25 protein-coding genes and 1 tRNA gene are annotated in these 22,808 nt (G+C 68.8%); 19 read left to right on the plus strand and 7 right to left on the minus strand.

All coding sequences use genetic code 11. The annotated features are described in order from the left end of the window. Positions 1 to 9 precede the first annotated feature (9 nt). Positions 10 to 975 carry a hypothetical protein gene (locus tag AC3ENO_RS08495; RefSeq protein WP_434970207.1) on the minus strand — a complete coding sequence of 322 codons (966 nt, stop codon included), beginning with the start codon at positions 973 to 975 and terminating at the stop codon, positions 10 to 12. Positions 976 to 1,066: 91 nt separating this feature from the next. Here AC3ENO_RS08495 and AC3ENO_RS08500 point away from each other — a divergent pair, with 91 nt between their 5' ends. The 3 genes from AC3ENO_RS08500 (at position 1,067) to AC3ENO_RS08510 (ending at position 4,326) form a co-directional block, all read left to right on the plus strand. Next, positions 1,067 to 2,440 (plus strand): ABC transporter ATP-binding protein, encoded by a 1,374-nt coding sequence (locus AC3ENO_RS08500; RefSeq protein WP_434970208.1) that lies wholly within the window; start codon positions 1,067 to 1,069, stop codon positions 2,438 to 2,440. Beyond that, complete coding sequence (locus tag AC3ENO_RS08505) at positions 2,416 to 3,984, plus strand: hypothetical protein (RefSeq protein ID WP_434970209.1); 1,569 nt, start codon at positions 2,416 to 2,418, stop codon at positions 3,982 to 3,984. The genes AC3ENO_RS08500 and AC3ENO_RS08505 overlap by 25 nt, the downstream gene beginning before the upstream one ends. A 75-nt stretch (positions 3,985 to 4,059) precedes the next feature. Beyond that, the gene (locus AC3ENO_RS08510; protein ID WP_434970210.1) at positions 4,060 to 4,326 is read left to right on the plus strand and encodes a DUF3039 domain-containing protein; all 267 of its coding nucleotides are present in this window, start codon (positions 4,060 to 4,062) and stop codon (positions 4,324 to 4,326) included. A gap of 19 nt (positions 4,327 to 4,345) precedes the next feature. Here AC3ENO_RS08510 and AC3ENO_RS08515 read toward each other — a convergent pair whose 3' ends face one another. Then, positions 4,346 to 5,674, minus strand: coding sequence for a nicotinate phosphoribosyltransferase (locus tag AC3ENO_RS08515; protein WP_434970211.1), 1,329 nt, complete (start codon positions 5,672 to 5,674; stop codon positions 4,346 to 4,348). Between the two features lie 96 nt (positions 5,675 to 5,770). Here AC3ENO_RS08515 and murI point away from each other — a divergent pair, with 96 nt between their 5' ends. The 4 genes from murI to AC3ENO_RS08535 all read left to right on the plus strand — a co-directional run bounded on the left by murI (position 5,771) and on the right by AC3ENO_RS08535 (position 9,014). Continuing rightward, entirely contained in the window at positions 5,771 to 6,589 is an 819-nt protein-coding gene (gene murI, locus AC3ENO_RS08520) for a glutamate racemase (RefSeq protein WP_434970212.1), read from the plus strand. Between the two features lie 58 nt (positions 6,590 to 6,647). Further along, entirely contained in the window at positions 6,648 to 7,388 is a 741-nt protein-coding gene (gene rph, locus AC3ENO_RS08525) for a ribonuclease PH (protein WP_434970213.1), read from the plus strand. Positions 7,389 to 7,393: 5 nt separating this feature from the next. After that, complete coding sequence (gene rdgB / locus AC3ENO_RS08530; RefSeq protein WP_434970214.1) at positions 7,394 to 8,011, plus strand: RdgB/HAM1 family non-canonical purine NTP pyrophosphatase; 618 nt, start codon at positions 7,394 to 7,396, stop codon at positions 8,009 to 8,011. A gap of 88 nt (positions 8,012 to 8,099) precedes the next feature. Beyond that, positions 8,100 to 9,014 carry a cation diffusion facilitator family transporter gene (locus AC3ENO_RS08535; protein WP_434970215.1) on the plus strand — a complete coding sequence of 305 codons (915 nt, stop codon included), beginning with the start codon at positions 8,100 to 8,102 and terminating at the stop codon, positions 9,012 to 9,014. Here the strand turns inward: AC3ENO_RS08535 and AC3ENO_RS08540 are convergent. Beyond that, positions 9,011 to 11,428: an ATP-dependent DNA ligase gene (locus AC3ENO_RS08540; RefSeq protein ID WP_434970216.1), complete on the minus strand. Its 2,418-nt coding sequence runs from the start codon at positions 11,426 to 11,428 to the stop codon at positions 9,011 to 9,013. The genes AC3ENO_RS08535 and AC3ENO_RS08540 overlap by 4 nt on opposite strands. A 76-nt stretch (positions 11,429 to 11,504) precedes the next feature. On the opposite strand from AC3ENO_RS08540, the gene ku reads away from it, so the two are divergent. Continuing rightward, positions 11,505 to 12,329 carry a non-homologous end joining protein Ku gene (ku, locus tag AC3ENO_RS08545; RefSeq protein WP_434970217.1) on the plus strand — a complete coding sequence of 275 codons (825 nt, stop codon included), beginning with the start codon at positions 11,505 to 11,507 and terminating at the stop codon, positions 12,327 to 12,329. Positions 12,330 to 12,346: 17 nt separating this feature from the next. Here ku and AC3ENO_RS08550 read toward each other — a convergent pair whose 3' ends face one another. Together AC3ENO_RS08550 and AC3ENO_RS08555 are read right to left on the minus strand one after the other, a co-directional pair. Continuing rightward, positions 12,347 to 13,090 carry a DedA family protein gene (locus AC3ENO_RS08550; RefSeq protein WP_434970218.1) on the minus strand — a complete coding sequence of 248 codons (744 nt, stop codon included), beginning with the start codon at positions 13,088 to 13,090 and terminating at the stop codon, positions 12,347 to 12,349. Between the two features lie 49 nt (positions 13,091 to 13,139). Next, a tRNA-Leu gene (locus AC3ENO_RS08555) sits at positions 13,140 to 13,221 on the minus strand. A gap of 180 nt (positions 13,222 to 13,401) precedes the next feature. Between AC3ENO_RS08555 and AC3ENO_RS08560 the strand changes: the two genes are divergently transcribed. The 4 genes from AC3ENO_RS08560 (at position 13,402) to AC3ENO_RS08575 (ending at position 17,591) form a co-directional block, all read left to right on the plus strand. After that, complete coding sequence (locus AC3ENO_RS08560) at positions 13,402 to 13,797, plus strand: nuclear transport factor 2 family protein (RefSeq protein ID WP_434970219.1); 396 nt, start codon at positions 13,402 to 13,404, stop codon at positions 13,795 to 13,797. Positions 13,798 to 13,971: 174 nt separating this feature from the next. Then, positions 13,972 to 15,024 carry a sugar ABC transporter substrate-binding protein gene (locus tag AC3ENO_RS08565; protein WP_434970220.1) on the plus strand — a complete coding sequence of 351 codons (1,053 nt, stop codon included), beginning with the start codon at positions 13,972 to 13,974 and terminating at the stop codon, positions 15,022 to 15,024. A gap of 3 nt (positions 15,025 to 15,027) precedes the next feature. Next, the gene (locus tag AC3ENO_RS08570; protein WP_434970221.1) at positions 15,028 to 16,584 is read left to right on the plus strand and encodes a sugar ABC transporter ATP-binding protein; all 1,557 of its coding nucleotides are present in this window, start codon (positions 15,028 to 15,030) and stop codon (positions 16,582 to 16,584) included. Further along, positions 16,581 to 17,591 carry an ABC transporter permease gene (locus tag AC3ENO_RS08575; RefSeq protein WP_434970222.1) on the plus strand — a complete coding sequence of 337 codons (1,011 nt, stop codon included), beginning with the start codon at positions 16,581 to 16,583 and terminating at the stop codon, positions 17,589 to 17,591. The genes AC3ENO_RS08570 and AC3ENO_RS08575 overlap by 4 nt, the downstream gene beginning before the upstream one ends. A 15-nt stretch (positions 17,592 to 17,606) precedes the next feature. Here AC3ENO_RS08575 and AC3ENO_RS08580 read toward each other — a convergent pair whose 3' ends face one another. Next, positions 17,607 to 17,831: a PLDc N-terminal domain-containing protein gene (locus AC3ENO_RS08580; protein ID WP_434970223.1), complete on the minus strand. Its 225-nt coding sequence runs from the start codon at positions 17,829 to 17,831 to the stop codon at positions 17,607 to 17,609. 157 nt (positions 17,832 to 17,988) lie between these two features. Between AC3ENO_RS08580 and AC3ENO_RS08585 the strand changes: the two genes are divergently transcribed. The 7 genes from AC3ENO_RS08585 to AC3ENO_RS08615 are packed head-to-tail and all read left to right on the plus strand — an operon-like array spanning position 17,989 to position 22,477. Further along, positions 17,989 to 19,164, plus strand: a complete 1,176-nt coding sequence (locus AC3ENO_RS08585) for a TadA family conjugal transfer-associated ATPase (protein ID WP_434970224.1) — start codon at positions 17,989 to 17,991, stop codon at positions 19,162 to 19,164. Continuing rightward, positions 19,161 to 20,021: a type II secretion system F family protein gene (locus AC3ENO_RS08590; RefSeq protein WP_434970225.1), complete on the plus strand. Its 861-nt coding sequence runs from the start codon at positions 19,161 to 19,163 to the stop codon at positions 20,019 to 20,021. The genes AC3ENO_RS08585 and AC3ENO_RS08590 overlap by 4 nt, the downstream gene beginning before the upstream one ends. Continuing rightward, the gene (locus AC3ENO_RS08595; RefSeq protein WP_434970226.1) at positions 20,018 to 20,890 is read left to right on the plus strand and encodes a type II secretion system F family protein; all 873 of its coding nucleotides are present in this window, start codon (positions 20,018 to 20,020) and stop codon (positions 20,888 to 20,890) included. Before AC3ENO_RS08590 ends, AC3ENO_RS08595 begins: the two co-directional genes overlap by 4 nt. Positions 20,891 to 20,942: 52 nt before the next feature. Beyond that, on the plus strand, positions 20,943 to 21,161 hold the full coding sequence (locus AC3ENO_RS08600) for a hypothetical protein (protein ID WP_434970314.1): 219 nt from the start codon (positions 20,943 to 20,945) through the stop codon (positions 21,159 to 21,161). 11 nt (positions 21,162 to 21,172) lie between these two features. Further along, positions 21,173 to 21,571, plus strand: coding sequence for a TadE/TadG family type IV pilus assembly protein (locus AC3ENO_RS08605; protein WP_434970227.1), 399 nt, complete (start codon positions 21,173 to 21,175; stop codon positions 21,569 to 21,571). Then, a complete protein-coding gene (locus AC3ENO_RS08610; RefSeq protein WP_434970228.1) occupies positions 21,543 to 22,034 on the plus strand; it encodes a TadE family protein in 492 nt (163 codons plus the stop codon). The genes AC3ENO_RS08605 and AC3ENO_RS08610 overlap by 29 nt, the downstream gene beginning before the upstream one ends. Then, positions 22,031 to 22,477, plus strand: a complete 447-nt coding sequence (locus AC3ENO_RS08615) for a pilus assembly protein TadG-related protein (protein ID WP_434970229.1) — start codon at positions 22,031 to 22,033, stop codon at positions 22,475 to 22,477. The genes AC3ENO_RS08610 and AC3ENO_RS08615 overlap by 4 nt, the downstream gene beginning before the upstream one ends. Before the next feature lie 29 nt (positions 22,478 to 22,506). Here AC3ENO_RS08615 and AC3ENO_RS08620 read toward each other — a convergent pair whose 3' ends face one another. Beyond that, positions 22,507 to 22,794, minus strand: a complete 288-nt coding sequence (locus AC3ENO_RS08620; RefSeq protein ID WP_434970230.1) for a hypothetical protein — start codon at positions 22,792 to 22,794, stop codon at positions 22,507 to 22,509. Positions 22,795 to 22,808: the final 14 nt, after the last annotated feature.

Genomic DNA, 22,808 nt, shown 5'->3' on the forward strand with positions numbered 1-22,808 from the left:
CGCCCCGGACTATTCCGGGGCGGCGTCGGTCGCTTCGGGAGCGGATTCCTTGGTGGATCGGCGGGTGATGCTCCGCGCCGCTCCGCCGAGCGCGGTGGTTCCGCGCGAGACGCTGCCGCCGATCGCGGTGGCGCCTTTGGCGACGCCGGTCCCCACGACAGTGCCCGCCCGGCGCACCGCGGAGACCGCGGAATGCTCGAGCCTGCGTGCTCCGGGCAGCGGTTCGGTGTCGGCCGGCAGCGCCTGCGGGGGGATGCCGAACGCTCGCCGGGATCCGGCAAGCACCCGTCGACCGAGGATATGGTTGCCGGTCCCGCCGATCGCCGCGCCGATGCCGAAGGGGAGTGCTTTGCCGATCCAGGACGCTCCGCCTTTGGCGGCGAACTGCCGCACGAAGGTCGTCTTCAAGCGATCGACGATCGGTCCCATGGCAGCCCTCGGGATGGTCTTGGTGACCATCTCGCCCCAGTACTTGTCCCGGCTGGGACCGCGACCGGTCGCCTGGCTCGCGAACTGCGAGACGAGGTCGACGCCTTCCTGGCCAAGCATCAGCGTCAGGACCAGAGCGCGAGCGCGGTCGGGATCGGAGACAGGTATGCCGTGAACTTCCGCGACCGACTGAGCGAACAAGGTGGTCGCTTCGAGGAAGCCGATCGTCTCGACGCCGCTGAGCGCGAGAGTGACGCCTGTTCCGATTCCCGGGACGACGGCTGTCGCCCCGACGGCCGCGCCCCCGGTGGTGACCGCAGCCAGGTAGCGGCGCTCGAGGGTGCGGATGATCTGCGCAGAGGTCGCGTTCGGCTGGCGCAGACGGATGCTGCGTAGATGAGCCAGGACGACGGGTCGCTGTATCGAGAGAACCCGATCGAGCGCGCGAATGAACGCCGGGTGCTCGGCCGAGCCCTCGGGGGGCAGCCCGCCCGACCAGGGAGCGTCCTGCGGGAGCGAGTGGATCTGATGGACCTTGTCGGCCATGGGGCCGATCCTATGCATGTCGGCTGAGCATCCGCCTGGCATGGAGTGTCATCCGCCGTCTGCGTGCACGGCGGATTGATAGTTTGGAGCCGTGACTGACGCGACGGATCTTCCCGACGAGTCCTCCGGCGAGTCCGGCGAGACGCCAGGGGAGGGACCGGCGAAGAAGCCCGCGGCACCGCGCACGCCGCGAACGCCGCGCACGACGTCGAACTCGCGAACAACCGCGCCCCGCGCCGCGGGGTCGGGAGCACGTACGCCTCGCCGTCCGGCCGCCAAGCGCCCCACCACTGCGCGCACGCGCCCACCCGCCGCCGCACCGCCCGCGGACCCGGAAGAGCTGTCCTCCCCGGAGCCCGGCGAGGCACCCGCCGATGCGGTGACGGTCGATCCGGCGCTGGAGTCCGCACTCGAGTCGGTGAAGGCCACCGAGGTTCGGGAGGACTCCGACGCGCCTGCCCCCGCAGAGGCCGGAGCCGGCGCGGCAACCGACTCGGAGCCCCCGTCACAGGCCGGCACCGAGACGCCCGTCGAGGGGGACGCGTCCTCGGATACCGCGGAGCAGGATGTCGCCGAGCAGGAGACTCCGAATGCCGCGGAGCCGGATGTCGCCGAGCCGGAGACGCCGGACGTCGCCGAGGAGGCGATCGCGACGATCACCGGTTCGACCGACATCGTGCCGGTCGACACAGACGAGACGACGGCGGTCCCCGCCCTCGTCTTGCGGGATGTGCGCAAGTCGTTCGGGGAACTGCAGGCACTGGATGGCATCACCCTCGAGGTTCCTGCCGGCAGCTTCTACGGAATCGTCGGACCCAATGGCGCGGGAAAGACGACGACCCTGTCGATCATCGCGGGGCTGCTCCGCGCCGATTCCGGCGAGATCTCGATCGCGGGCGTCGACGCTGCCGCGAAGCCTCTTGTCGCCAAGCGGCTCATGGGCGTTCTGCCCGACCGCTTCCGCACCTTCGACAGGCTGACCGGACGTCAGCTGCTCTACTACTACGGCACCTTGCGCGGGCTTCCGCCTGCCGAAGTCGACCGACGGACGACAGACCTTGCCCGCGCCTTCGACCTCACCGAGTCGCTCGGTCGCGTCGTGTCGGACTACTCGGTCGGCATGTCCAAGAAGATCATGCTCGCCGGCGCGCTCATCCACTCACCTCGTGTGCTCGTTCTCGACGAGCCGTTCGAAGCCGTCGATCCTGTCTCCAGCGCGGGAATCCTCGACATCCTTCAGGCGTACGTCGCGCACGGCGGCACCGTCATCCTCTCCAGCCACGGCATGGAACTGGTCGAGCGGGTGTGCTCGCGCGTCGCCGTGATCGTCGCCGGGTCGCTCGTCGCGGAAGGCACTGTGGACGAGGTCCGCGGCGAGGGGAGCCTTGAGGAGCGATTCGTCGAACTCGTCGGCGGTGCGGGCGAGTTGGAGGGGCTCGAGTGGTTGCACACGTTCTCCGACTGAGACTTGCGCTCCTGGTCGGCACCTTCCGCGGGGATCCGCAGACGGTGTCCCGCGGTCTTGTGGGAACCGTCCTGCTGGTGGGGGCCACCGCGGCGGCGTGCTGGGGCATCCTGAGCGTGCAGGAGTCGTCGACCGCCGCCGTCGGGGCGATCACCGTCTTCTGCGGTGCGGCGCTGACGCTCGCCTTCGTGGTGGCGCCCCTCGTGTCTGCGGTCACCGATCCGCTGGATCCGCGGCGGTTCCGCGTCTTCGCACTGCCCCCGGACGCGCTCGCGGGCGCACTCGCGGTGGCCGGACTGTTGAGCGTGCCCGTGCTCGCGCTCAGTGCACTCGCCGTGTGCGCTGCCGTCGCCTGGGTAGCCGCCGGCGCAAGCGTCGTTGCGGCGATTCTCGCGGTTCTGGTGGGCGTCGCCACCTGCGTACTGTTCGCGCGCGTCGCGCTCGGTGTCGCCGGAATCGTGTTCGCTGAACGCCGCTCGCGGGAGCTCTCCGGTCTGCTTCTGGTCGCAGTCCTGGTGATCGTGGTCCCCGTGGGGGTGTTCCTCGGGTCGCTCGACTGGCGTGGAACCGTGCCCGGCCCGCTGCAGCAGGTCGTCGACGTCCTGAGTTTCACGCCGGTCGGGGCGGCGTGGGCCTTCCCGCTGCTGCTCGCGCGGGGCGATGCGTCCGGTGTCCTGGCGCTGCTGGTTGCCCTTGCCACGCTCTTCCTGCTCGGCTTCGCGTGGCGCGCCCTCGTGCGTCACGCGCTGTCGACGATCGAGAAGCCCCTGACCACACGCGAGCGGGGCGGGCTCGGCTGGTTCAGCGTCGTGCCCGGAACGCCCGGCGGCGCTGTGGCCGCGCGCAGCCTCGTGTATTGGCTGCGCGACCGGCGATACCTCGTCAACACTCTCGTGATCCCGGTCGCAGCGGTGGCAACCGTCGTGCCTCTGCTGATCGCTGGAGTTCCCGGGAACGTCGCCGCCCTCGTGCCGATCCTGTTCGTCGCACTCTTCTTCGGGTGGCTCCCGCACAACGATCTCGCCTACGACTCGACAGCTATCTGGATGCATGTCGCGAGCGGGCTGCGTGGGCTTCCCGACCGTGTGGGGCGGCTGGTGCCGATCCTGGTCATCGCCATTCCGGTCCTGGCGATCGGCATCCCCGTGTCGGTCGCGCTGCACGGGCGGTGGGCGCTCGCGCCGGCAATCGTGGGTGTCTGCGCGTCGCTGTTCTTCTCCGGGCTCGGACTCTCGAGCATCGCCTCGGCGGCCGCGCCCTACCCGGTCACCCCGCCCGGGGAGAGCCCCTTCCAGCAACCGCAGCGCACCGGGTCCAGCGGTGCGGTGCCGCAGGCCCTCGTCATGCTCGGGGCTCTCGCGGTCACGGCGCCGAGCCTGTGGTGGACGTGGGTGGCGCTCACAAGCTCGATCGAGGCCGCATCCCTCGCACTCTGGGTGGGCGTTGCGACGGGGCTGGTTGTCCTCGTGCTCGGCGTCGCGACCGGTGCGGCAGTCTTCGATCGTCGCACCGGTCGGATCATGGAGTTCGCCGAGGCATCGTGACGGTATCCGTGACGCCCCCGCATGCGCCGTGATCATCTGAGCCGGCGCCTGATGCCGCGACTACACTGACTCTCCATGAGCACTCCGCTGGATAGCCCCGACCAGGGGGGACTTGCGACCCTCGACCGCGAGCTCGAGGAACTGCTTCGCGAGGAGCACGTCGAGCCCGGCGACCACGAGCGGTTCTCGCACTATGTCAAGAAGGACAAGATCCTCGAGTCGGCGTTGACCGGCAAGCCCGTGAAGGCACTGTGCGGCAAGAAGTGGACCCCCGGGCGTGATCCCGAGAAATTCCCGGTGTGCCCGACGTGCAAGGAAATCTACGAACGGATGAAGAGCTGACCACGCCACCGGAACATGCTCACATCGCGCGATAGGTGGTCTCGATCGCCGGGTCAGACCGGCTCAGGGCGAGCGCGGTCAGGGGCAGCTCCGATCGCGCCTGCGAATGGTGAGCGCGAGCGCTGAGAACGCCGGAGGGTCCGAGCGCCGCTGCGTCGATGTCCCCGTGGACGACGAGAGGGACCTGAAGGTCCCGGGCGTTCGGGACCGCATTCGGTCTCTGGTGGGGCTCGTAGCCGTCGGAGACGAGGATCATCTCCTCCCGGGCGACGCCGTCATCGAGAACACGGAAGGCCGACTTGCGTCCTCCCCGCGAGCCCTTGTCGGTTGAGGTCTTCGCCACCGGAATCCACGCACCGTCCGCTGCCTGACGCGCAACGAGCTTGTAGACCAGACCCGCGGTGGGCGAGCCCGAACCCGTCGCCAGCGCGGTGCCGACACCGTACGCGTCGACCGGCGATGCCGCAAGTGCCGCGATCGCGAACTCGTCGAGGTCGCTCGTCACCGTGATCCGTGTGTCGCGTGCGCCGAGGTCATCGAGTTGTCGCCGCACCTGCGCGGCAACAGCGGGGAGGTCGCCGGAGTCGATACGCACGCCGCCCAGACGCGTCCCGGCAACCGCGATCGCGGTCGCGACGCCGGTCGGGATGTCGTAGGTGTCGATGAGAAGAGTGGTCTGCTCGCCCAGGGCCTGCACCTGGGCCCGGAACGCGTCCGCTTCGGTGTCGTGCAGGAGCGTCCAGCTGTGGGCAGCTGTTCCCATCGTCGGGATGCCCCAGCGACGCCCGGCCTCGAGGTTGCTGGTCGCACCGAAACCCGCGATGAACGCCGCGCGGGCCGCGGCCACGGCGGATTCCTCTCCGGTGCGGCGCGAACCCATCTCCGCAAGCGGTCGGTCGCCCGCGGCAATGCTCATCCGGGCTGCCGCGGCTGCAACGGCGGAGTCGCTATTGAGCACGCTCAGCGCGAGTGTCTCGAGAATGACCGCCTCGGCGAACGTTCCCTCCACCGTCAGCAGCGGCGAGCCCGGGAAGTACAGGTCGCCCTCGCGGTACCCGTGGATCGAGCCCGTGAAGCGGTAGCCCTCGAGGAAGCGGAGGGTGTCGGCATCCACGACCCGAGCGTCGCGAAGGAATCGGAGTTCCTCGTCGCCGAAGCGGAAATCGCGCAGCAGCCCCAGCAGGCGGCCCGTTCCTGCGACGACGCCGAAGCGCCGCCCCGCGGGCAGCCGCCGTGCGAACACCTCGAAGACGCAACGCCGGGAGGCCGTGCCGTCGTGGAGCGCGGCATCGAGCATCGTCAGTTCGTACCGGTCGGTGAACAGCGCCGTGCTGACGGATGCGGTCATGGGCGCCAGCCTAGTGATGCCGCCGCTGCCGCAGCGATACCCGCCAGGGCGATGCCGCGTGGGGAGCTCACGGGCGCTGGCGTAGGCTGGTGCACCGTGAACAACGCGCCGATCGGGATCTTCGACTCCGGTGTCGGCGGGCTGACGGTCGCACGCGCCATTTCGGATCAGCTGCCGCGCGAGTCCCTCCTCTACATCGGTGACACCGCGCATTCGCCGTACGGCCCCAAGCCCATCGCCGACGTGCGTCGATACTCGCTCGAGGTCCTCGACACTCTCGTCGGACAAGGCGTCAAGATGCTGGTGATCGCCTGCAACACCGCATCGGCCGCCGTGCTGCGCGACGCGCGGGAACGGTACGACGTGCCGGTCGTCGAGGTGATCGGACCGGCAGTGCGCACCGCGATGTCGACCACGCGCTCGGGGCGCATCGGCGTCATCGGCACGAGCGGGACGATCGGCTCGCGCGCGTACCAGGACATGCTCGAGGTCAACGATCGGCTGACCGTGTTCGCGCAGGCATGCCCCCGCTTCGTCGAGTTCGTCGAAGCCGGCGAGACGGACACGCCGGAGGTGCTCTCCGTCGCCGAGGCATACCTGTCGCCGCTGCGCCATGCCGGGGTCGACACTCTCGTGCTGGGCTGCACGCACTACCCCTTCCTCAAGGGGGCGATCAGCTACGTCATGGGACCCGACGTCTCGCTGGTCTCCAGCGACACCGAGACGGCAAACGACGTCTACCGTCAGCTGGTGAGCAGGGATCTGCTGGCGGGGACGGATGCGACTCCCACCCACACGTATGAAGCGACCGGCGGTTCGGCTGATGAGTTCGTCAGCCTCGCCCACCGACTCATGGGCCGCGAGGTGCGGGACGTGCGTCTTGTACAGACCGGAGCCATCGACCTGCGGCGATGACGCGCCGCAGAGAATCCTGCTCCGCCGCGCGGAGCATCCGAACCGAGAAGAGAACAGCATGAACGAGACCACCCGCGCCGACGGACGCAGCGTCGACCAGCTGCGGCCCGTGACGATCGAACGGGGCTGGAGCAGGCAGGCCGAAGGGTCGGCGCTGATCAGCTTCGGCGACACCCGGGTGTTGTGCACGGCATCCTTCACCAACGGTGTTCCCCGCTGGCTTACCGGCAAGGGCAAGGGGTGGGTGACCGCCGAGTACGCGATGCTGCCGCGCGCGACCAATGACCGCAACGATCGCGAGAGCGTCAAGGGCAAGATCGGCGGGCGTACACATGAGATCTCCCGGCTCATCGGCCGTGCGCTGCGAGCGGTCGTGGACACCAAGGCTCTGGGTGAGAACACGATCGTGATCGACTGCGACGTGCTGCAGGCCGACGGTGGCACGCGAACGGCGGCGATCACGGGCGCCTACGTCGCGCTGGCCGATGCGATCGCGTGGGGCCGGGAGAAGAAGTTCATCGGTCAGAAGTCGCGGGTGCTGCTGGATTCCGTCGCTGCGGTATCGGTGGGCATCATCGACGGCGAACCCATGCTGGACCTCGCCTACGTCGAGGACGTCCGCGCCGAGACCGACATGAACGTCGTGGTCACGGGTCGCGGCCTGTTCGTCGAGGTGCAGGGCACGGCCGAGGGGGCCCCGTTCGACAAGCGTGAGCTCGACGCACTCCTCGAGCTGGGACTTGCCGGATGCGCGCAGCTGCGCGACATCCAGGCTGACACGCTCGGGCCGGGGGAGTGACGCCGATGCCGCAGCAGATCGTCCTGGCCACCCACAATCCCCACAAGGTGGCGGAGTTCGCACGCATCGTCGCGGCGACCCGACCCGACCTTCGGGTCATCGGGTACGACGGTCCCGAGCCTGTCGAAGACGGTGTCAACTTCGCGGAGAACGCGCTTATCAAGGCACGCGCGGCAGCCCGACACACCGGGCTCGCGGCCCTGGCGGACGATTCCGGCATCGCCGTCAACGTGCTCGGGGGCGCACCGGGCATCTTCTCGGCGTATTGGGCGGGGCACCAGAAGGATGCTGCGGCCAACATGCACCTGCTGCTGGATCAGCTCTCCGATATCGCCGATCCGCACCGTAAGGCATCCTTCGTGTCGACGATCGCGTTGGTGGTCCCCGAGCGCGGGTCCAACGCCTTCGCGCTGGAACACGTCGTCGAGGGCCGCTGGCACGGACGGTTGGCGACAGAGCCCCGCGGTGAGGGGGGATTCGGGTATGACCCGATCTTCATCCCCGACGGCCAGGAGCCTGGCGCGGAGCGCACCGTCGGGCAGTGGAGTCCCGAGGAGAAAGCCGCGGCATCGCATCGCGCCCAGGCGTTCGTCGCCCTCGCCCCTCTGCTGTCGGCCCTCTGAGACGCCCTACGCGCGAGCGAGAATCAGACTCGTTCCCGTTTGGATCGCCGACCCGACTCCCACGGTCTCGGAGCCCTACGCTGGGGACGTGCACGATCACGCTCCCGGTATTCGTGGCGCCAGCCACCGCCGATTGCTGACCGCGTCACTGGCCATCACGTCGGTCGTGCTCGTCATCCAGGTGATCGGCGCGTTCTGGAGCGGGTCGCTCGCTCTGCTCGCTGACGCCGTGCACATGCTGACGGATGCCGCCGCCCTCGTGATCGCGCTGATCGCGAGTATCGTGGCCGCGCGGCCCGCGACCGACCGCCAAACCTACGGGTATCAGCGCGCTGAGGTATTCGGAGCGCTCATCAACGCTGTGCTGCTGATCGGCCTGTCGGTCTGGGTCGTCATCGAAGCCATCCAGCGCCTGCTCGCTCCGGGCGACGCGGAGGTGCGCGGCGGCATCATGCTCATCGTGGCGATCGTCGGCCTGCTCGCCAACGCGGCCGCGATGTGGCTGCTTTCTGCCGCACAGCGCACGAGCATCAACGTCCGCGGTGCGTATCTGGAGGTGCTCGGCGACCTGCTGGGGTCGGCGCTGGTCATCGTGGCGGCAGTCGTGGTGCTCGTCACCGGCTGGCAGGCAGCGGATGCCGTCGCCTCACTCCTGATCGCGGCTCTCATCGTGCCCCGTGCGGTCGGGCTGCTCCGGGAGGTCTTCCACGTGCTCTCGGAGGCCGCGCCGAAAGGCACCCACGTCGCGGAGATCCGCGACCACATCCTGTCGGCCGATGATGTCGTGGCCGTGCACGACGTCCACGTGTGGCAGCTCACTCGCGGCGCTCCCGTGTTCACGGCGCACGTCGTCGTCGACCCGGCGGCGATCGCCGCGGGGCGTTCGGGCGAGATTCTCTCGCGCCTGCAGAGCTGCCTGGCGGCGCACTTCGACGTCGAGCACTCGACCTTCCAGCTGGAGCCGGCCGGCCATGTCGATACGGGCGACGCGACCCACGCCTAGAACGGGGCGTCCGCGTCTTCGCGTACCACGGCATCGGGGGCATGATCAGGACGAAGGCCTCGCCAGCGGGCATGGCGCAGAATTCCGCCCGGCGTGAACTCTGCGAACTCGACCTCGCCGACCAGCTCGGGTCGGACCCAGATCGCATCGCGCGCGTCCGCCGCGGGCACGCCGACGAAGGGGTTCTCGTGCGTCCCAAGCGGGGCGAGCAGGCGCCCCAGGGTGGCCAGGGACGTCTCGGTGAACCCCGTTCCCACCCGACCCGCATAGTGCAGGCCGTCCGAACCGGGGATGCCGACCAAGAGCGATCCGATGGCACCGGATCTCCCTCCCTGACCGGGACGGATGCCGCCGATGACGACATCCTGGGTGCGGGTGAGCTTGATCTTGAGCCAGTCCGCCGATCGCTCACCCGACCGGTAGCGTGAGTCGGGGTTCTTCACGACGAGTCCCTCGAGGGCGGCCTCGCGGGCGGCTGCCAGCGTCGCGTCCAGATCGTCGAACACCGGCGGGACGGTGATGCGGTCGCCGGCGCCGTCAGCAAGCCTCTCCAGGAGCGCGCGTCGATCAGCCAGCGGCAGCGCTGTCGCGTCCTGCCCGTCGATCTGCAGCAGATCGAACAGGTAGTAGCGCACCGGCGTGCGCGCCGCCTCGCGAGTGATCTCCACGGGATTGGCGAGATTCATCCGCTTCTGCAGCAGCGGAAAGCTCGGCCTGCCGCCCGCGTCGAGGGCGACGATCTCCCCGTCCACGATGCACGGCGCGTCGCCGAGCCTGGCATCCTGCAGGTCCGGATAGGCGGCGGTGAGGTCGTTTCCGCTGCGCGCGCGGAGGGTCAACTCTCGTCCGTCCCAGGTCCCCACCGCACGGATACCGTCCCACTTCATCTCCACCCAGGGCTCACCACCCCATCGGGCGATGGCCGCCGCCGCGAGCCCCGGCGTGGCAACCGTGGCGAGCATCGGAGCGGGGCTGTCGTGACGCTCCTGTGGCCCACGGCGCGGGCGAACCACCCGCTGGGCGGGCGCCGTGCTCGCCTGGGCGTCCTTCATGCGATGCAGGAGCCACTGCGACTTCTCGCCCTCACCGCTCGTCCGGATGAGCGCGAAGCGCACGCCATCCATCGCGCCGCCGCGCCTGCCGTGCGCGCGGAAGATGACCTCGTCGGGGCGCCATTTCTCCGTCTCGAACGTGCCTGTGTCCCACACCGTCATCGTGCCGGCGCCGTACTCGCCCTTCGGGATGGTGCCGTGGAACGTGAGGTACTCGATCGGATGGTCCTCGGTCATCACGGCGAGGTTGTTGCGATCGGGTGAGGTCGGGATGCCGCGGGGAACCGCCCAACTGACGAGCACACCGTCACGCTCCAGGCGCAGATCGAAGTGCAGCCGCGACGCATGGTGTTCCTGCACGACGAAACGCGGGGGCTCGCCGTCCGCCCGGACCCCGGGAAGGGTGCTGGCATCCGGCACCGGCTCGGGCGTGCGTGCCGCATCGCGCTTCTGGCGATATCGATCGAGCGGCGCTGGCGCCGGAGCAGCGAAGAACGGCGCGATCCCCGTGGCGGCGCGCTCGAGCACCTCTGTGAACAGCAGCTGACGCAGGTCCGGTTCGGACAGCTCGTCCCACGTCCGCGGGGCGGCGACGGTGGGACGTTCCCGCCCGCGGAGCGAGTAGGGGCTGATGGTGGTCTTCTTGCCGTTGTTCTGGCTCCAGTCCAGGAAGACCTTGCCCGGACGGGCCGCCTTGGACATCGAGCTCACGACCAGATCCGGGTGATCGGTCTCGAGAGCCCGCGCGAGTTCTCGCGCCAGGTTCGACGCACCATCGCTGGTGAGACTGCCCGGCAGCGGGGCGTACAGGTGGATGCCCTTGCTTCCGCTGGTGACCGGCACGGACTCCAGCGACATCCCGCGCAGGATCTCTCGCACGAGCCGGGCGACCTCGGCGCACTCGGCGAGGCCGGTGCCCGGCCCCGGATCGAGATCGAGGACGAGGCGGTCGGGGTGAGCCGGTGAGCCATCCGGCGCGAATCGCCACTGCGGCACGTGCAGTTCGAGGCTGGCGACCTGGCCAAGCCACACGAGCGCTGCCTGGGAGTCGATGAGCGGGTAGGTCTTGATTCCCGTGGAGTGCTGGATCGGCATCCGGGGGATCCACTCGGGTGCACCCCGCTCGAGATCCTTGGTGAAGAAGGACATCCCGGGATGCTCCGCGTCGCCCACGCCGTCGGGCCATCGCTTACGAGTGACGGGGCGTCCCGCCAGCAGCGGGAGGATGGTCGGGGCGATCCGACTGTAGTAGTCGATGACCTCACCCTTAGTCGTGCCGGTGGCCGGGTAGAGGACCTTGTCGAGGTTGGTGAGGCGCAGGCGGTGGCCCTGCACCTGTACCGTCTGCTCCGGGCCAGCCATGCGCCAAGGCTAGTCCCCGGGGTCGGAGTGTGCCCGGATGCTGGCCCTCGGGCCCGACAGCGTGTGTACTGGTCAGATGAGGTCGATCTGGAAAGGCGCGTTGACGTTCGGGCTGGTCAACGTTCCGGTGAAGGTCTACGCCGCGACCGAGGACCACGACGTGTCGCTGCATCAGGTGCACGCGGCCGACGGAGGCCGCATCCGCTATCAGCGTGTATGTGAACTCGACGGCGAGGTCGTGCCCTACAGCGAGATCGACCGCGCCTACGACGACGGCGAGAAGACCGTGATCCTCACGAAGGAGGATTTCGCGGCGCTGCCGTCCGAGCGCAGCCGCGAGATCGAGGTCGTGGAGTTCGTCCCGAGCGACCAAGTCGATGTGCTCACCCTCGATAAGGCGTACTACCTGGAGCCCGACTCGAAGTCCCCGAAGGCCTACGTGCTCCTGCGTCAGACGCTCGAGCAGACCGATCGCACCGCGATCGTGCGGTTCTCGCTGCGGCAGAAGACGCGCCTCGCGGCTCTGCGGGTGCGCGGTGACGTGCTCGTGCTGCAGACGCTGCTGTGGGCCGACGAGGTGCGGGAGGCGAGGTTCCCGTCGCTGGACGAGCCGGTGAAGATCTCGGACAAGGAGCTCGAGCTGTCGGCGTCCCTCGTCGAGAGTTTCTCGGGCGACTTTGATCCTGCCGATTTCGTCGATGAGTACCAGCAGGAGCTGCGGACGCTCATCGAGGCGAAGCTCGAGAAGGGTGACGCGATCGACACCGCCGAGACCTTCGGTGAGCAGCAGGAGGAACAGGGCGGCGAGGTCATCGACCTGATGGAGGCGCTGCGCGCGAGCGTCGAGCGCTCGCGCGCGTCTCGCGAGAGCGGCTCCCGGCAGGAGAAGAAGTCCGGCTGACAGCCGTCGGGCTGACGTTAGTCGGCGTCGGGGCGCCGCTCAAAGACCTGGGGGTCCAGAGCCAGTTCGCGTGCCTCCGTGGCGTCAGTGTCCAGGTTCTCGCCCGCTGCAGCTTCCTTACGCGCCTTCCACTTCTCGCTGAAGTAGTGATAAGCGACCACCAGCGCAGTGCCGCCCACCGCGACGAGCAGGATGATGTCGATGTACTCGGTGACGAGGTCGCGCACCCACGGGATGTAGGCGATGAGGTACCCGACCATCGTCAGGCCGAAGCCCCAGATGAGCGCGCCGATGAGGTTGTAGAGGGTGTATTTGCGCCACGGCATGTGTCCGACGCCCGCCGCGACGGGCGCGAAGGTGCGCACGATCGGGACGAACCGGGCGAGGATCACCGTGATGCCGCCGAAACGTTCGAAGAACGCATTGGTGCGCTCGACGTTGCGCTTGCTGAAGATGCCGGATTCCTTGCGTTCGAACACCGCGGGTCCGCCCTTGTGCCCGATGTAGTAGCCGACCTCACCGCCGATGAACGCCGCCAGCGCGATCAGCGAGCACACGACCCAGATGTTGACGCCGAACACGTCGTTGGTGTGGGTGAGTAGCCCCGAGATGATCAGGAGCGTGTCACCGGGGAAGAGGAACCCGACCAGCAGGCCCGTCTCGGCGAAGATGATCAGGCACACCACCAGCAAGGCCCAGGGGCCGGCCGCGTCGATGATCGTCTCAGGGTCGAGCCAGGGGATGAGAGCCAGTGAGTGCACGTGTGTTCCGTCGGTGTCGGCGGTCGAAGGCGCGGCAGGATGCCTCGCGTGCGGAAGGTGGGACTTGAACCCACACGCCCGAAGGCACAGGAACCTAAATCCTGCGTGTCTGCCAATTTCACCACTCCCGCGGGTGCGATCAGTCTACTGAGGCCGCATTGGAGAGCTCGACCCGCACGCACGCGCACCTCGTGCCGACGCCGCACACGTGCCATCCGTGCGATCCCGATCGGTTGCGGGGACGGCTCTGACGCGACATTCTGTGCAGTAATACTGAACCACCGTGGATGGTGTGAACAGAAGGAGTGATCGTGGCGACGGAGCAGATTCAGGCTTGGCTGGACCGATACGGTCGTGCGTGGGAGGAGCGCGATGCGGATGCTGCCGCGGCGTTGTTCACGGCGGATGCGGTGTACCGCGAGCAGCCCTATGACGAGCCCTATCGAGGGCGTGAGGGCGTGCACGCCTACTGGTCTCGAGTGACGGCGACGCAGTCGGACATCCGGTTTCGGGCGGGCCGCGCGGTCGGCAGCGGTGCGCACGCGGCGGCGGAGTGGTGGGTGACCCTGCGCAATGAGGGCGCGGATGTGACGCTCGCCGGCGAGTTCTTCCTCGTGTTCGACGAGTCGGGATTGGTGCGCGAACTGCGCGAGTACTGGCACTTCCACCCGGGAATCGTCGAACCACCCGCGGGCTGGGGGGAGTGATTCGCGCGAGCCGACAACGGATTGGTCACGGTCGCCGTCCTTGCGGCGCCAACCCTTGCGTTAAGTGATACAACACGGCAATGTGTACGCCAGCACTGAACATTGTCCAGGCCGGCTTTCCCGGCGTGGCCACGATGGTGGTTCGTCAGCGCACCCGATTTCAAAGGAGAAGTCATGCCACTCAGCACAGCATCCCCACGGCGGAGGGGGGTTCTCGCAGGAGCGGGGATCGCCGTCGCCGCTCTCGCACTGGCCGCGTGTTCGTCGGGGGACACGGGCACGTCTGGTGCCGGTGAGACGTCGGCGCCCAGCGAGGAGCCCCTGCAGATCGCCTACATCTCGTTCGCCGTCGCAAACACGTACGACGAGCCGATGCTTGCAGCAGCGGAGGAAGTCGCCGCCGCGAACAACGCCGAGATCACGGTCTTCGATGGAAACCTCGATCCTGCGACACAGGCCACCCTCATCGAGGACGTCATCGCCTCGGGCGACTATGACGGCATGATCGTTCAGCCCATCTACGGGCCCGCGATCATGGACGTCGTCGCCGAGGCGATGGATGCCGGTCTCACGGTGGTGAACATCGACCAGATCCTCGGTGAGGACTTCACCTCCGGTGCGACGCAGCTGCCGGGCCTGGCGTCGAACATCGTCTTCGTCCCGACGATCCTCGGGCAAAAGCTCGGCGAGCAGACCGTCGAGGCCTGCGCGTCCAAGAACCTCGATCCGTGCAACGTCGCCTACCTGCACGACCTGAAGACCTCGAGCGTGAGCATCGCGCTGTGGGATGCCTTCAGCGAGGCAATCGCGGGCACCCCGGTGACGGTCGTCGCCGAAGGGGAGACCTTCTGGAACCCCGCGGCCGCGCAGACCGCCGTGGCCGACATCCTCACCGCCAACCCCGACATCGACGCGATCGTCACCTCGGACCAGGGCCTGCAGGGCGCCGTCCTCGCGATCGGCGACTCCGGAGCGGCGGTCGGCGACTACCTGCTCGTCGGATACGGAGGCTCGCAGTGGGCACTGGATGCCATCGGCGAGGGCATCGTCTACTCCGACGTGATCATGGCTCCGGCCACGACCGGACGGCTCGGCATGGAGGCGATGATCGCGGCGCTGCGCGACGGGAAGGACATGGGCGACGTCGACCCGTTTGCGGACTTCCCCAACAACGGGATCATGACTCCCGACACGGTCTCCGAGTTCACCGGCGAGTGGCCCGGTTGATCCATGCCGCACGAACCGGCTGACGCCGGCGTCCCGCAGCTCACCGTCGAGCTGCGGGACGTCGGCAAGTCCTTCGGCGGGCTCCCCGTCCTCCGCCATATCGACCTGACGATCCGGCCGGGCACCGTCCATGCCCTCGTCGGAGAGAACGGCGCCGGCAAGTCCACGCTCGCCAAGATCATCGCGGGCCTGTACAGCGCCGATGACGGGCAGGTGCTCGTCGGCGGCGAGAGCGTGCACTTCGGCTCGCCGCGCGAGGCGCTGGACCGGGGCATCGCGACGATCGCCCAGGAACTCGCACTCGTGCCTGCGCTGTCGGTCGCCGAGAACGTCTTCCTCGGTCGCGAGCCGCGCCGTGCGGGCTTCATCGGACGCCGGCGCCTGGCCGCCGAGTATCGGTCGCTGAGCGAACGCACGGGGTTCGCGCTCCCGGCCGATGTGCCGGTGGGCGCTCTCCGGACCGCCGATCAGCAGAAGGTCGAGATCCTGCGGGCCCTGGCGCGCGGCGCGTCGGTGATCATCATGGACGAGCCGACCGCGGCGCTGTCGGGGGCGGATGCCGATCTGCTGCACGCGGTCGTGCGCCAGCTGGCGGCATCCGGGCACACTGTCGTGCTCATCTCGCACTTCCTCCGTGAGGTGCTCGACCTGGCCGATGAGATCACGGTGCTGCGTGACGGTCGCCTCATCCGCACCGCACCGGCCGCCGACGAGACCGAAGAGAGCCTGATCGAGGCGATGCTCGGCCGGACCCTGGGCGCGGTCTTCCCGGAGCAGCCGCCGGTGCCTGCCGATGTCGAGCCCGTCCTGACGGTCACCGACCTCGAAGCGCCCGGAGTCAAAGGGGTGTCGTTCTCGGTGAGGCCCGGCGAGATCGTCGGGCTCGCGGGCCTGGTGGGGGCCGGCCGCAGTGAGATCGTGCACGCGATCTTCGGCGCCGCCGGGCGGCACGGCGGCGCTGTGGAGCTGCTCGAGTCCGGGGCGGACGGGTCGGGGCAGCGCGTGGCGGTGGGCGCCTCGGTGCCGGCGGCGTTGCAGGCGGGCCTGTTCCTCATCCCGGAGTCCCGCAAGGAGCAGGGGCTCGTGCTGGGCAGGCCGATCCGCGACAACGTGACCCTGTCGAACCTCGCCGCCTTCGCCCGTGCGGGTTGGGTGCGCACGCGTGCGGAGCGCCAGGATGCCCGGGCGATGCTCGATCGGGTGACCGTCGCCGGCGACGATCGCCGCGACGTCTCGAGCCTGTCGGGTGGGAACCAGCAGAAGGTGCTGTTCGCTCGCGCTCTCCAGCGCCCCCGCAGGGTCCTCATCGCCGACGAGCCCACGCGCGGGGTGGATGTCGGATCCCGTCGCGCCATCTACGACCTCATCGTCGCCGAAGCCGCCAGTGGAGTCGGGGTGATCGTCGTGTCGTCGGATGTCGAAGAAGTGCTCGGGCTCGCGCACCGCATCCTCGTCATCCGCAGTGGCCGGATCGTCGCCGAGCTCACCGGCGAGGACCGCACCGAAGCACACGTCCTGACCGCGGCATTCGCGGACCCGATCACGAGTGGGAAACCATGACCCTGACTACCGGCACCGTGCCCACCCAGGCACAGCAGAGCACCCTGTCGCGCATCCCGTGGCGGTCCGTGGCGATCGTCGTACCGTTCCTGGCGGTCTTCATCGCGCTGTCGATCGGGAGCCCCGCGTTCCTGTCGTTTCAGAACATCGGCAACGTGCTGGACCGTCAGTCGGGCATCCTCATCATCGCCGCAGCGAGCACTCTGGTGCTCATCGCCGGGGGGATCGACCTGTCGGTCGGGGCCACCTATATGTTCACCGCGGTGGTCTGCGGCACCGTGATCATCAAGGTCGGCGGGGCCGAGGGGGCTGTGCTCGGCATCCTCGCGGGGGTCCTTTCGGGCCTTGCCGTCGGCATCATCAACGGCGTCATCAGCACGTACCTGCGGATCAACCCGCTGATCGCGACGTTGGCGATGAGCTTCATCATCCTGGGAGCGACCAAGCTCGTCTCGCAGGCCGGCAAAGAGGGGATCGGGCAGATCCGCGTGGACGTGCCCGAGTTCACCTGGATCGCGAAGACCGAACCGCTCGGGATGTCGCTGCCGATCTGGATCGCGCTGGTCGTCGTGGTGGCACTCGGCATCGTGCTGTGGCGCACGACGTTCGGCCGCTACGTCTACGCGGCGGGCGGCAACGCCGAGGCGGCGCGTCTTGCCGGCATCCGGGTCAATGTCGTGCGGATCGCAACCTTTGCTCTGACGGGCCTCGGTGCGGGCCTTGCCGGCGTGATCGACCTGGCCCGCACCCCGTCGGTACCCGAGAACGATGCGATCGCGACGACGCTGACGTTCACGGTGCTGGCAGGCATCGTCGTCGGCGGCACCTCGATCCTCGGCGGGGAGGGGGCCGTGTGGCGGACGGTGCTCGGGATCCTCTTCATCGCGATGCTCTACAACGGCTTCACGCTGCTGAAGATCGACCCGCTGTTCCAGGGGATCGCGCTGGGCGTCATCATCCTGCTCGCCGTCGGTTTCGACGCCTGGTCGCGCCTGCGACGGCGGTGACGCTGACGCGCGGCCTCAGCGCTTGGGAGCGAAGAAGAAGTAGATGAGCGGCCCGATCCCGCCGAGCAGGATCACGAAGGCCCACAGCGGTTTCTTGCCGTTGATCTTGTTCTCGGGGCGCAGGTAGAGATCCCAGAACGCGAGCCCCGCCCAGGCGGCGCGGAGCATCCCGCCGACCAGTCCGCCGACGATCCCCGTGCCGGTCTTGCGTGCCACGTGGCTTGGTGTCTTGACGGTCATGATTCCCCACCCCTCGGTGCTGCGTCCTACGTACTGGTGCCATTGTGCATCCCCGGCGGCGGCGCGGCCAGGGGCCGTTCGGCGCAGCCAGGGTGTTACGCCGCACCGCTGTGGATAACTCCTGCGGCCGGGGAGGCAGGCTTGTCAGGATGCACGGGTGACCATCACCTCGCCCGTCGACCCGGCCGTCTCGGTCGTGGCGCGGGTGCGCGAGTCGCTGCGCGCGGCCCAGATCGACCCACAGCGGGAGCCGGATCGGGCCAGTCAGATCGCCCGGTCGGAGGTCCGCAGGCACAATGACTTCGCGCTGGCGCGAGGCGAGCGAACCCTGGATGACGAGGCACACCACGTGCGCGACATCCTCGCCCAGCTGTCGGGGTTCGGTCCGTTGCAGGTCTACCTCGACGATCCTGAGGTCGAGGAGCTGTGGATCAACGCCCCCGACCGCATCTTCATCGCCCGCCAAGGGATCGCATCCCGCGTCCCCCTGGCCTTGACCGACACCGCGGTGCGAGACCTCGTCGAACGGATGCTGCACTCGACCGGTCGCCGCGTCGACCTCAGCCAGCCGTTCGTGGATGCCTCGCTTCCCGACGGGAGCCGCCTACACGTCGTGATCCCCGACATCACCCGGCGGCACTGGGTTGTGAACATCCGCAAGTTCCTGCCGCGGTACCGGTCGCTCGACGACCTTGTCGCGGTGGGGAGTCTCGCAGCAGCGGATGCCGATCTGCTGGCGGTTGCGATGCGCGAGGGGCGCAGCATCCTCGTCTCGGGCGCCACGCATGCGGGCAAGACGACGCTGCTCGGAGCGATCATCGCCGCGTGCGGTCCCTCGCAGCGCATCGTCACTGTGGAGGAGACGTTCGAACTCGCCGTCGATGCGCCGGATCTCGTCGCGCTGCAGGGTCGGCAGCCGAGCCTCGAAGGGGGAGGGGAGGTGACGCTTCGCCGCCTCGTGAAGGAGGCGCTGCGGATGCGGCCGGATCGCCTCGTGATCGGCGAGGTGCGCGACGCCGAGGCTCTCGATCTCGTCCTCGCCCTCAATACCGGGGTTCCGGGTGCAGCCACGATCCACGCGAACTCGGCGGCCGATGCGCTGCGCAAACTTTGCTCCCTGCCGTTGCTGGCCGGCCGCAACATCGACAGCGGGTTCGTGATGCCGGCCGTTGCGGCATCCGTCGACCTCGTCGTCCACTGCCAGCGCGATGCGACCGGACGGCGGCGCGTGACCGAGATCGTCGAGCCCACGGGGATCGAGGACGGCATCATCCAGACGCGTCCCGCCGCCCGCCACGCGTCGCCACCCCTGATGAGGAGTCGTGACCGATGACACTTCTGATCGGAGCGATGCTCGGGGCAGGGATGCTGCTGGTTCTCTCGCCGTGGCTGTGGCCGGCTCGACCCGGGACCCCATCGCCCACGGCATCCTCGTCGCTCACCCGCTTGATCGGTGAGGCGGGCTTTGCCGAGCGAGCAAGCGCCCGCGCCATCATCGCCTCCTCCGCGCTCGGCGGTGCCGTTGCCGCCGCGTTGGTATGGCTCGTGTTCCCGACGCTGCCGCTGTGGATCCTCGCGGGAATCGTCGGTGCGTATTCCCCGATCGCGTGGCTGCAGTCCCGAGCGCGGAGGCGCGCGAAAGAGCGCCGCGGCTTATGGCCCGACGTATGCGACCTGCTTGTCTCGTCGGTTCGGGCCGGGATGTCGCTCGCCGACGCCGTCGCGAGCCTCGCAGTCTCGGGTCCTGAACGTCTTCGGCCGGACTTCGTGCGGTTCGCGCGCGATGTCGCGGCATCCGGACACCTGGATGCCGCGCTCGCCGGGCTCAAGACGCGCCTGGCCGACCCGATTGCCGACCGCATCGTCGAAACGCTGCGGATGGCGCGCGAGGTCGGCGGAACGGAACTGGTGCCGACGCTGCGCGCGCTCGGCGCGTCGGTTCGGGCCGATGCCGCGCTGCGGGCCGAGGTCGAGGCCCGCCAGTCCTGGATTCGCGCGGCGGCTGTTCTCGGCGCTGTCGCCCCGTGGGTGATTCTCGGCCTGCTGGCACTTCGCCCGGAAGCCGCTGCCGCGTACGGCTCGCCGCAGGGGATCGCACTGATCCTCGGTGGCGCCGTCGTCACAGTGGTCGCGTTTCGTCTCATGCTGCGCGTGGGAAGGCTGCCGGAGCCGCGGAGGTGGTTTGCGTGAACCCCACCGACATCGCGCTCGCCGTTTTGCTGGGCGGTGGGCTTGCCGGAGGACTGCTCCTCGTCCTCTCGGCATCGCCACGCTGGCGCGCCCGGGGACTGACCGCCCGGCTCGCGCCGTACTTGCGGGACGTGACCGAGGGTGACCCCGGGAGGGCGTTCAGCGCGATCACTGTGCCGGTTCTTGGGGCTGCAGTCCCAACGTGGGAGGCCGCAGCTGATCGGCTGTCGCACATTCGAGCGTCGTGGCAGCGTTCGCGCGCCGTCCTTTGGGCATTGCTCGGCGCGGGCGCGGGCGCCGCGCTGGCTACGGTCGTTGCGCTGGCGCAGGGACCGCACGCGGGCCTGCTCGCGTTGCCGCTGGTCGGTGCCACGGGCGCGGCAGTGGGGGAGCAGTCGCTTCGACGTGCCGGCGATCGGGCGCGCGGGCGGCGGCTGCATGAAGAGCTGCCGGTCGTGCTGGAGTTCCTTGCGCTCTGCTTGTCTGCCGGGGAGGGTCTGCTGGATGCGCTGCGGCGTGTCGGCAGCCGCGGAACCGGCGAGCTTGCTGCCGGCATCCGTGAAGTCGTCGTTGAGGTCGGGACTGGATCGGCGCTGACGGACGCGCTGCTCGCGTTCGCGCGTCGGGAAGACAGCCCCGCACTGTCGCGGGCGATCGATCAGCTCGTAGCGGCGGTCGACCGGGGGACACCGCTCGCGGATGTGCTGCACGCACACGCCGCGGATGCGCGGGCCGGGGAACAGCGCGAGCTCATCGAGCAGGCCGGGCGCAAAGAAATCGCCATGCTCGTGCCGCTCGTCTTCTTGATTTTGCCCGTGAGCGTGCTTTTTGCGATCTTCCCGGGCGTCGTGATGCTCGATCTCGGATGACCGCACGCCATCTAGACCACCGAAACCGAAGGAGATGATGACGATGAGACGGATGCTGGAACGCTTGCGTGAAGCGACCGCGCCGCGCGAGGGAACCGACCGGGAGGATGCCGGCGTGGCCGCAGCTCTACGGGAAGACCGCGGCGATGTCCCTGGCTGGGTGTTGATCACACTGATGACCGCGGGGCTCGTGGTGCTGATCTGGGCGCTCGCGGGGCCGGCGCTGTCGGGTCTGTTCGAACAGGCGATCTCCCGCGTATCGGGGTTCTGAGGCGGCTGACTGTGAACGACCGTGGCTTCTGGGGCGACGACCGGGGCTCGGCTCCGGTCGAGTTCGTCATGGTCGCCGCGCTGCTCACGGCCCTCACACTCGGCGTCATTCAGCTCGGCGTCGCCACCTACGTCCGAAACGTCGTGCACGACGCCGCGGTCGAGGGGGCGTACTACGGCGCACTCGCCGACACCTCGACCGGCTCAGCGGTCGATCGCACTCGCGAGGTCATCACCCGCGCGATCGGACCCGAGTACGGCACGGATGTCGGCACCCGCCAGGTCGTGATCGACGGGCAGCCTGTGGTCGAGGTCACGGTGCGGGCGAGCATCCCACTCGTGGGCCTGTGGCCGAGCGGCCTGCAGACGGAGGTGACCGCCCATGCTCCGCTGGAGTCGTTCGATCGCTGACCGGTGGCGTACGCGACTGACTCGGATGCTGCGCGAGGAGCGCGGGTCGGCGTCGCTCGAGTTCCTCACCGTCGGACTCCTCATGCTCGTGCCGCTCATCTACGTCGTCGTCGCGCTCGGACAGATTCAGCACCAGGCGCTCGGCGCCGAAGCCGCAGCCCGCCATGTCGCGCGGGCGATCTCGCTGTCGTCGGATGCGGCATCCGCCAGTTCGAGCGCCTCCGAGGTGCTTTCCGCAGTGATGGCGGAGTACGACCTCGATGCCTCCGCCACGTCCCTATCTATCTCGTGTGCTCCGGCGTCGGCATCCTGCCCGACAGCGGGGGCGACAGTTCGGGTTTCCGTCGCGACGCGCGTCTCGTTGCCGCTCGCGCCGCCGGTCCTCGGTCTCGATGAGATCGCGAGTGTGCCGGTCGAGGCAAGTGCGGTGCAGCGGATGTCGCGGTTCTGGAGCGGAGGATGAGGTCGCTACTGAGGCGGCTTCGCGATTCGGCGTGGGTGGCGGATGACGAGGAGGGCAGCATCCTGCCGCTCGTACTCGGGTATGCGATGCTCGCGATCGTGCTGATCCTCGTGACGGTTGATGCGACGAGTCTGTATCTCGCGCAGAAGCGGCTCGACAGCGTCGCCGATGCGGCAGCGCTCGCCGGCGCTGACGGGTTCACGCTCACCATTGCCGGTGGTGCGCCGCGGGCCGAGCTCTCGTCGGGCGACGTGTATGCGCAGGCGAGTGCGCTGCTGGCGCAGTCGGATGCCGACGCGAGCCTGGTGTCGGCATCCACCCCCGACGGTGTGTCGGCTCGCGTGACGGTCGCGGGGCAGTGGCATCCGCCGGTGTTCAGTCTCTTCGTGCCCGACGGCGTCGCGCTCCAGGCCACCGCCACCAGCCGCAATGCTCTGCGGTGACAGATGGTGAGGAGGGCATGAGAAGCAGTTCACTCCGAGTCGTTCACCTCGATGATGATCCGGCCGTCGGCTCCGATGATTCCGGGCCCCTTGTCGGGAGTTGGCGCGGGAGCGGGGATGATCTGCTCCTGCTCCCACGCCAACCGTGCATTGTGAGCTGACGGGTAGAAGAGCTCGTCCATCCCGAAGGTTCCTCCCGAGCTAGACGACGACTGCAGTGCTCGGCCCTGCCGCCACGCGATTGCGCCGCCGATCACGAAGCTCACGGGCACGAGTGCGATCGCAGCTATTGCGAGCCAGCCGAACGCATCCGACATGAGCCGAGAGTACG

It is taken from the genome of Microbacterium sp. bgisy207 (genome assembly GCF_057706855.1).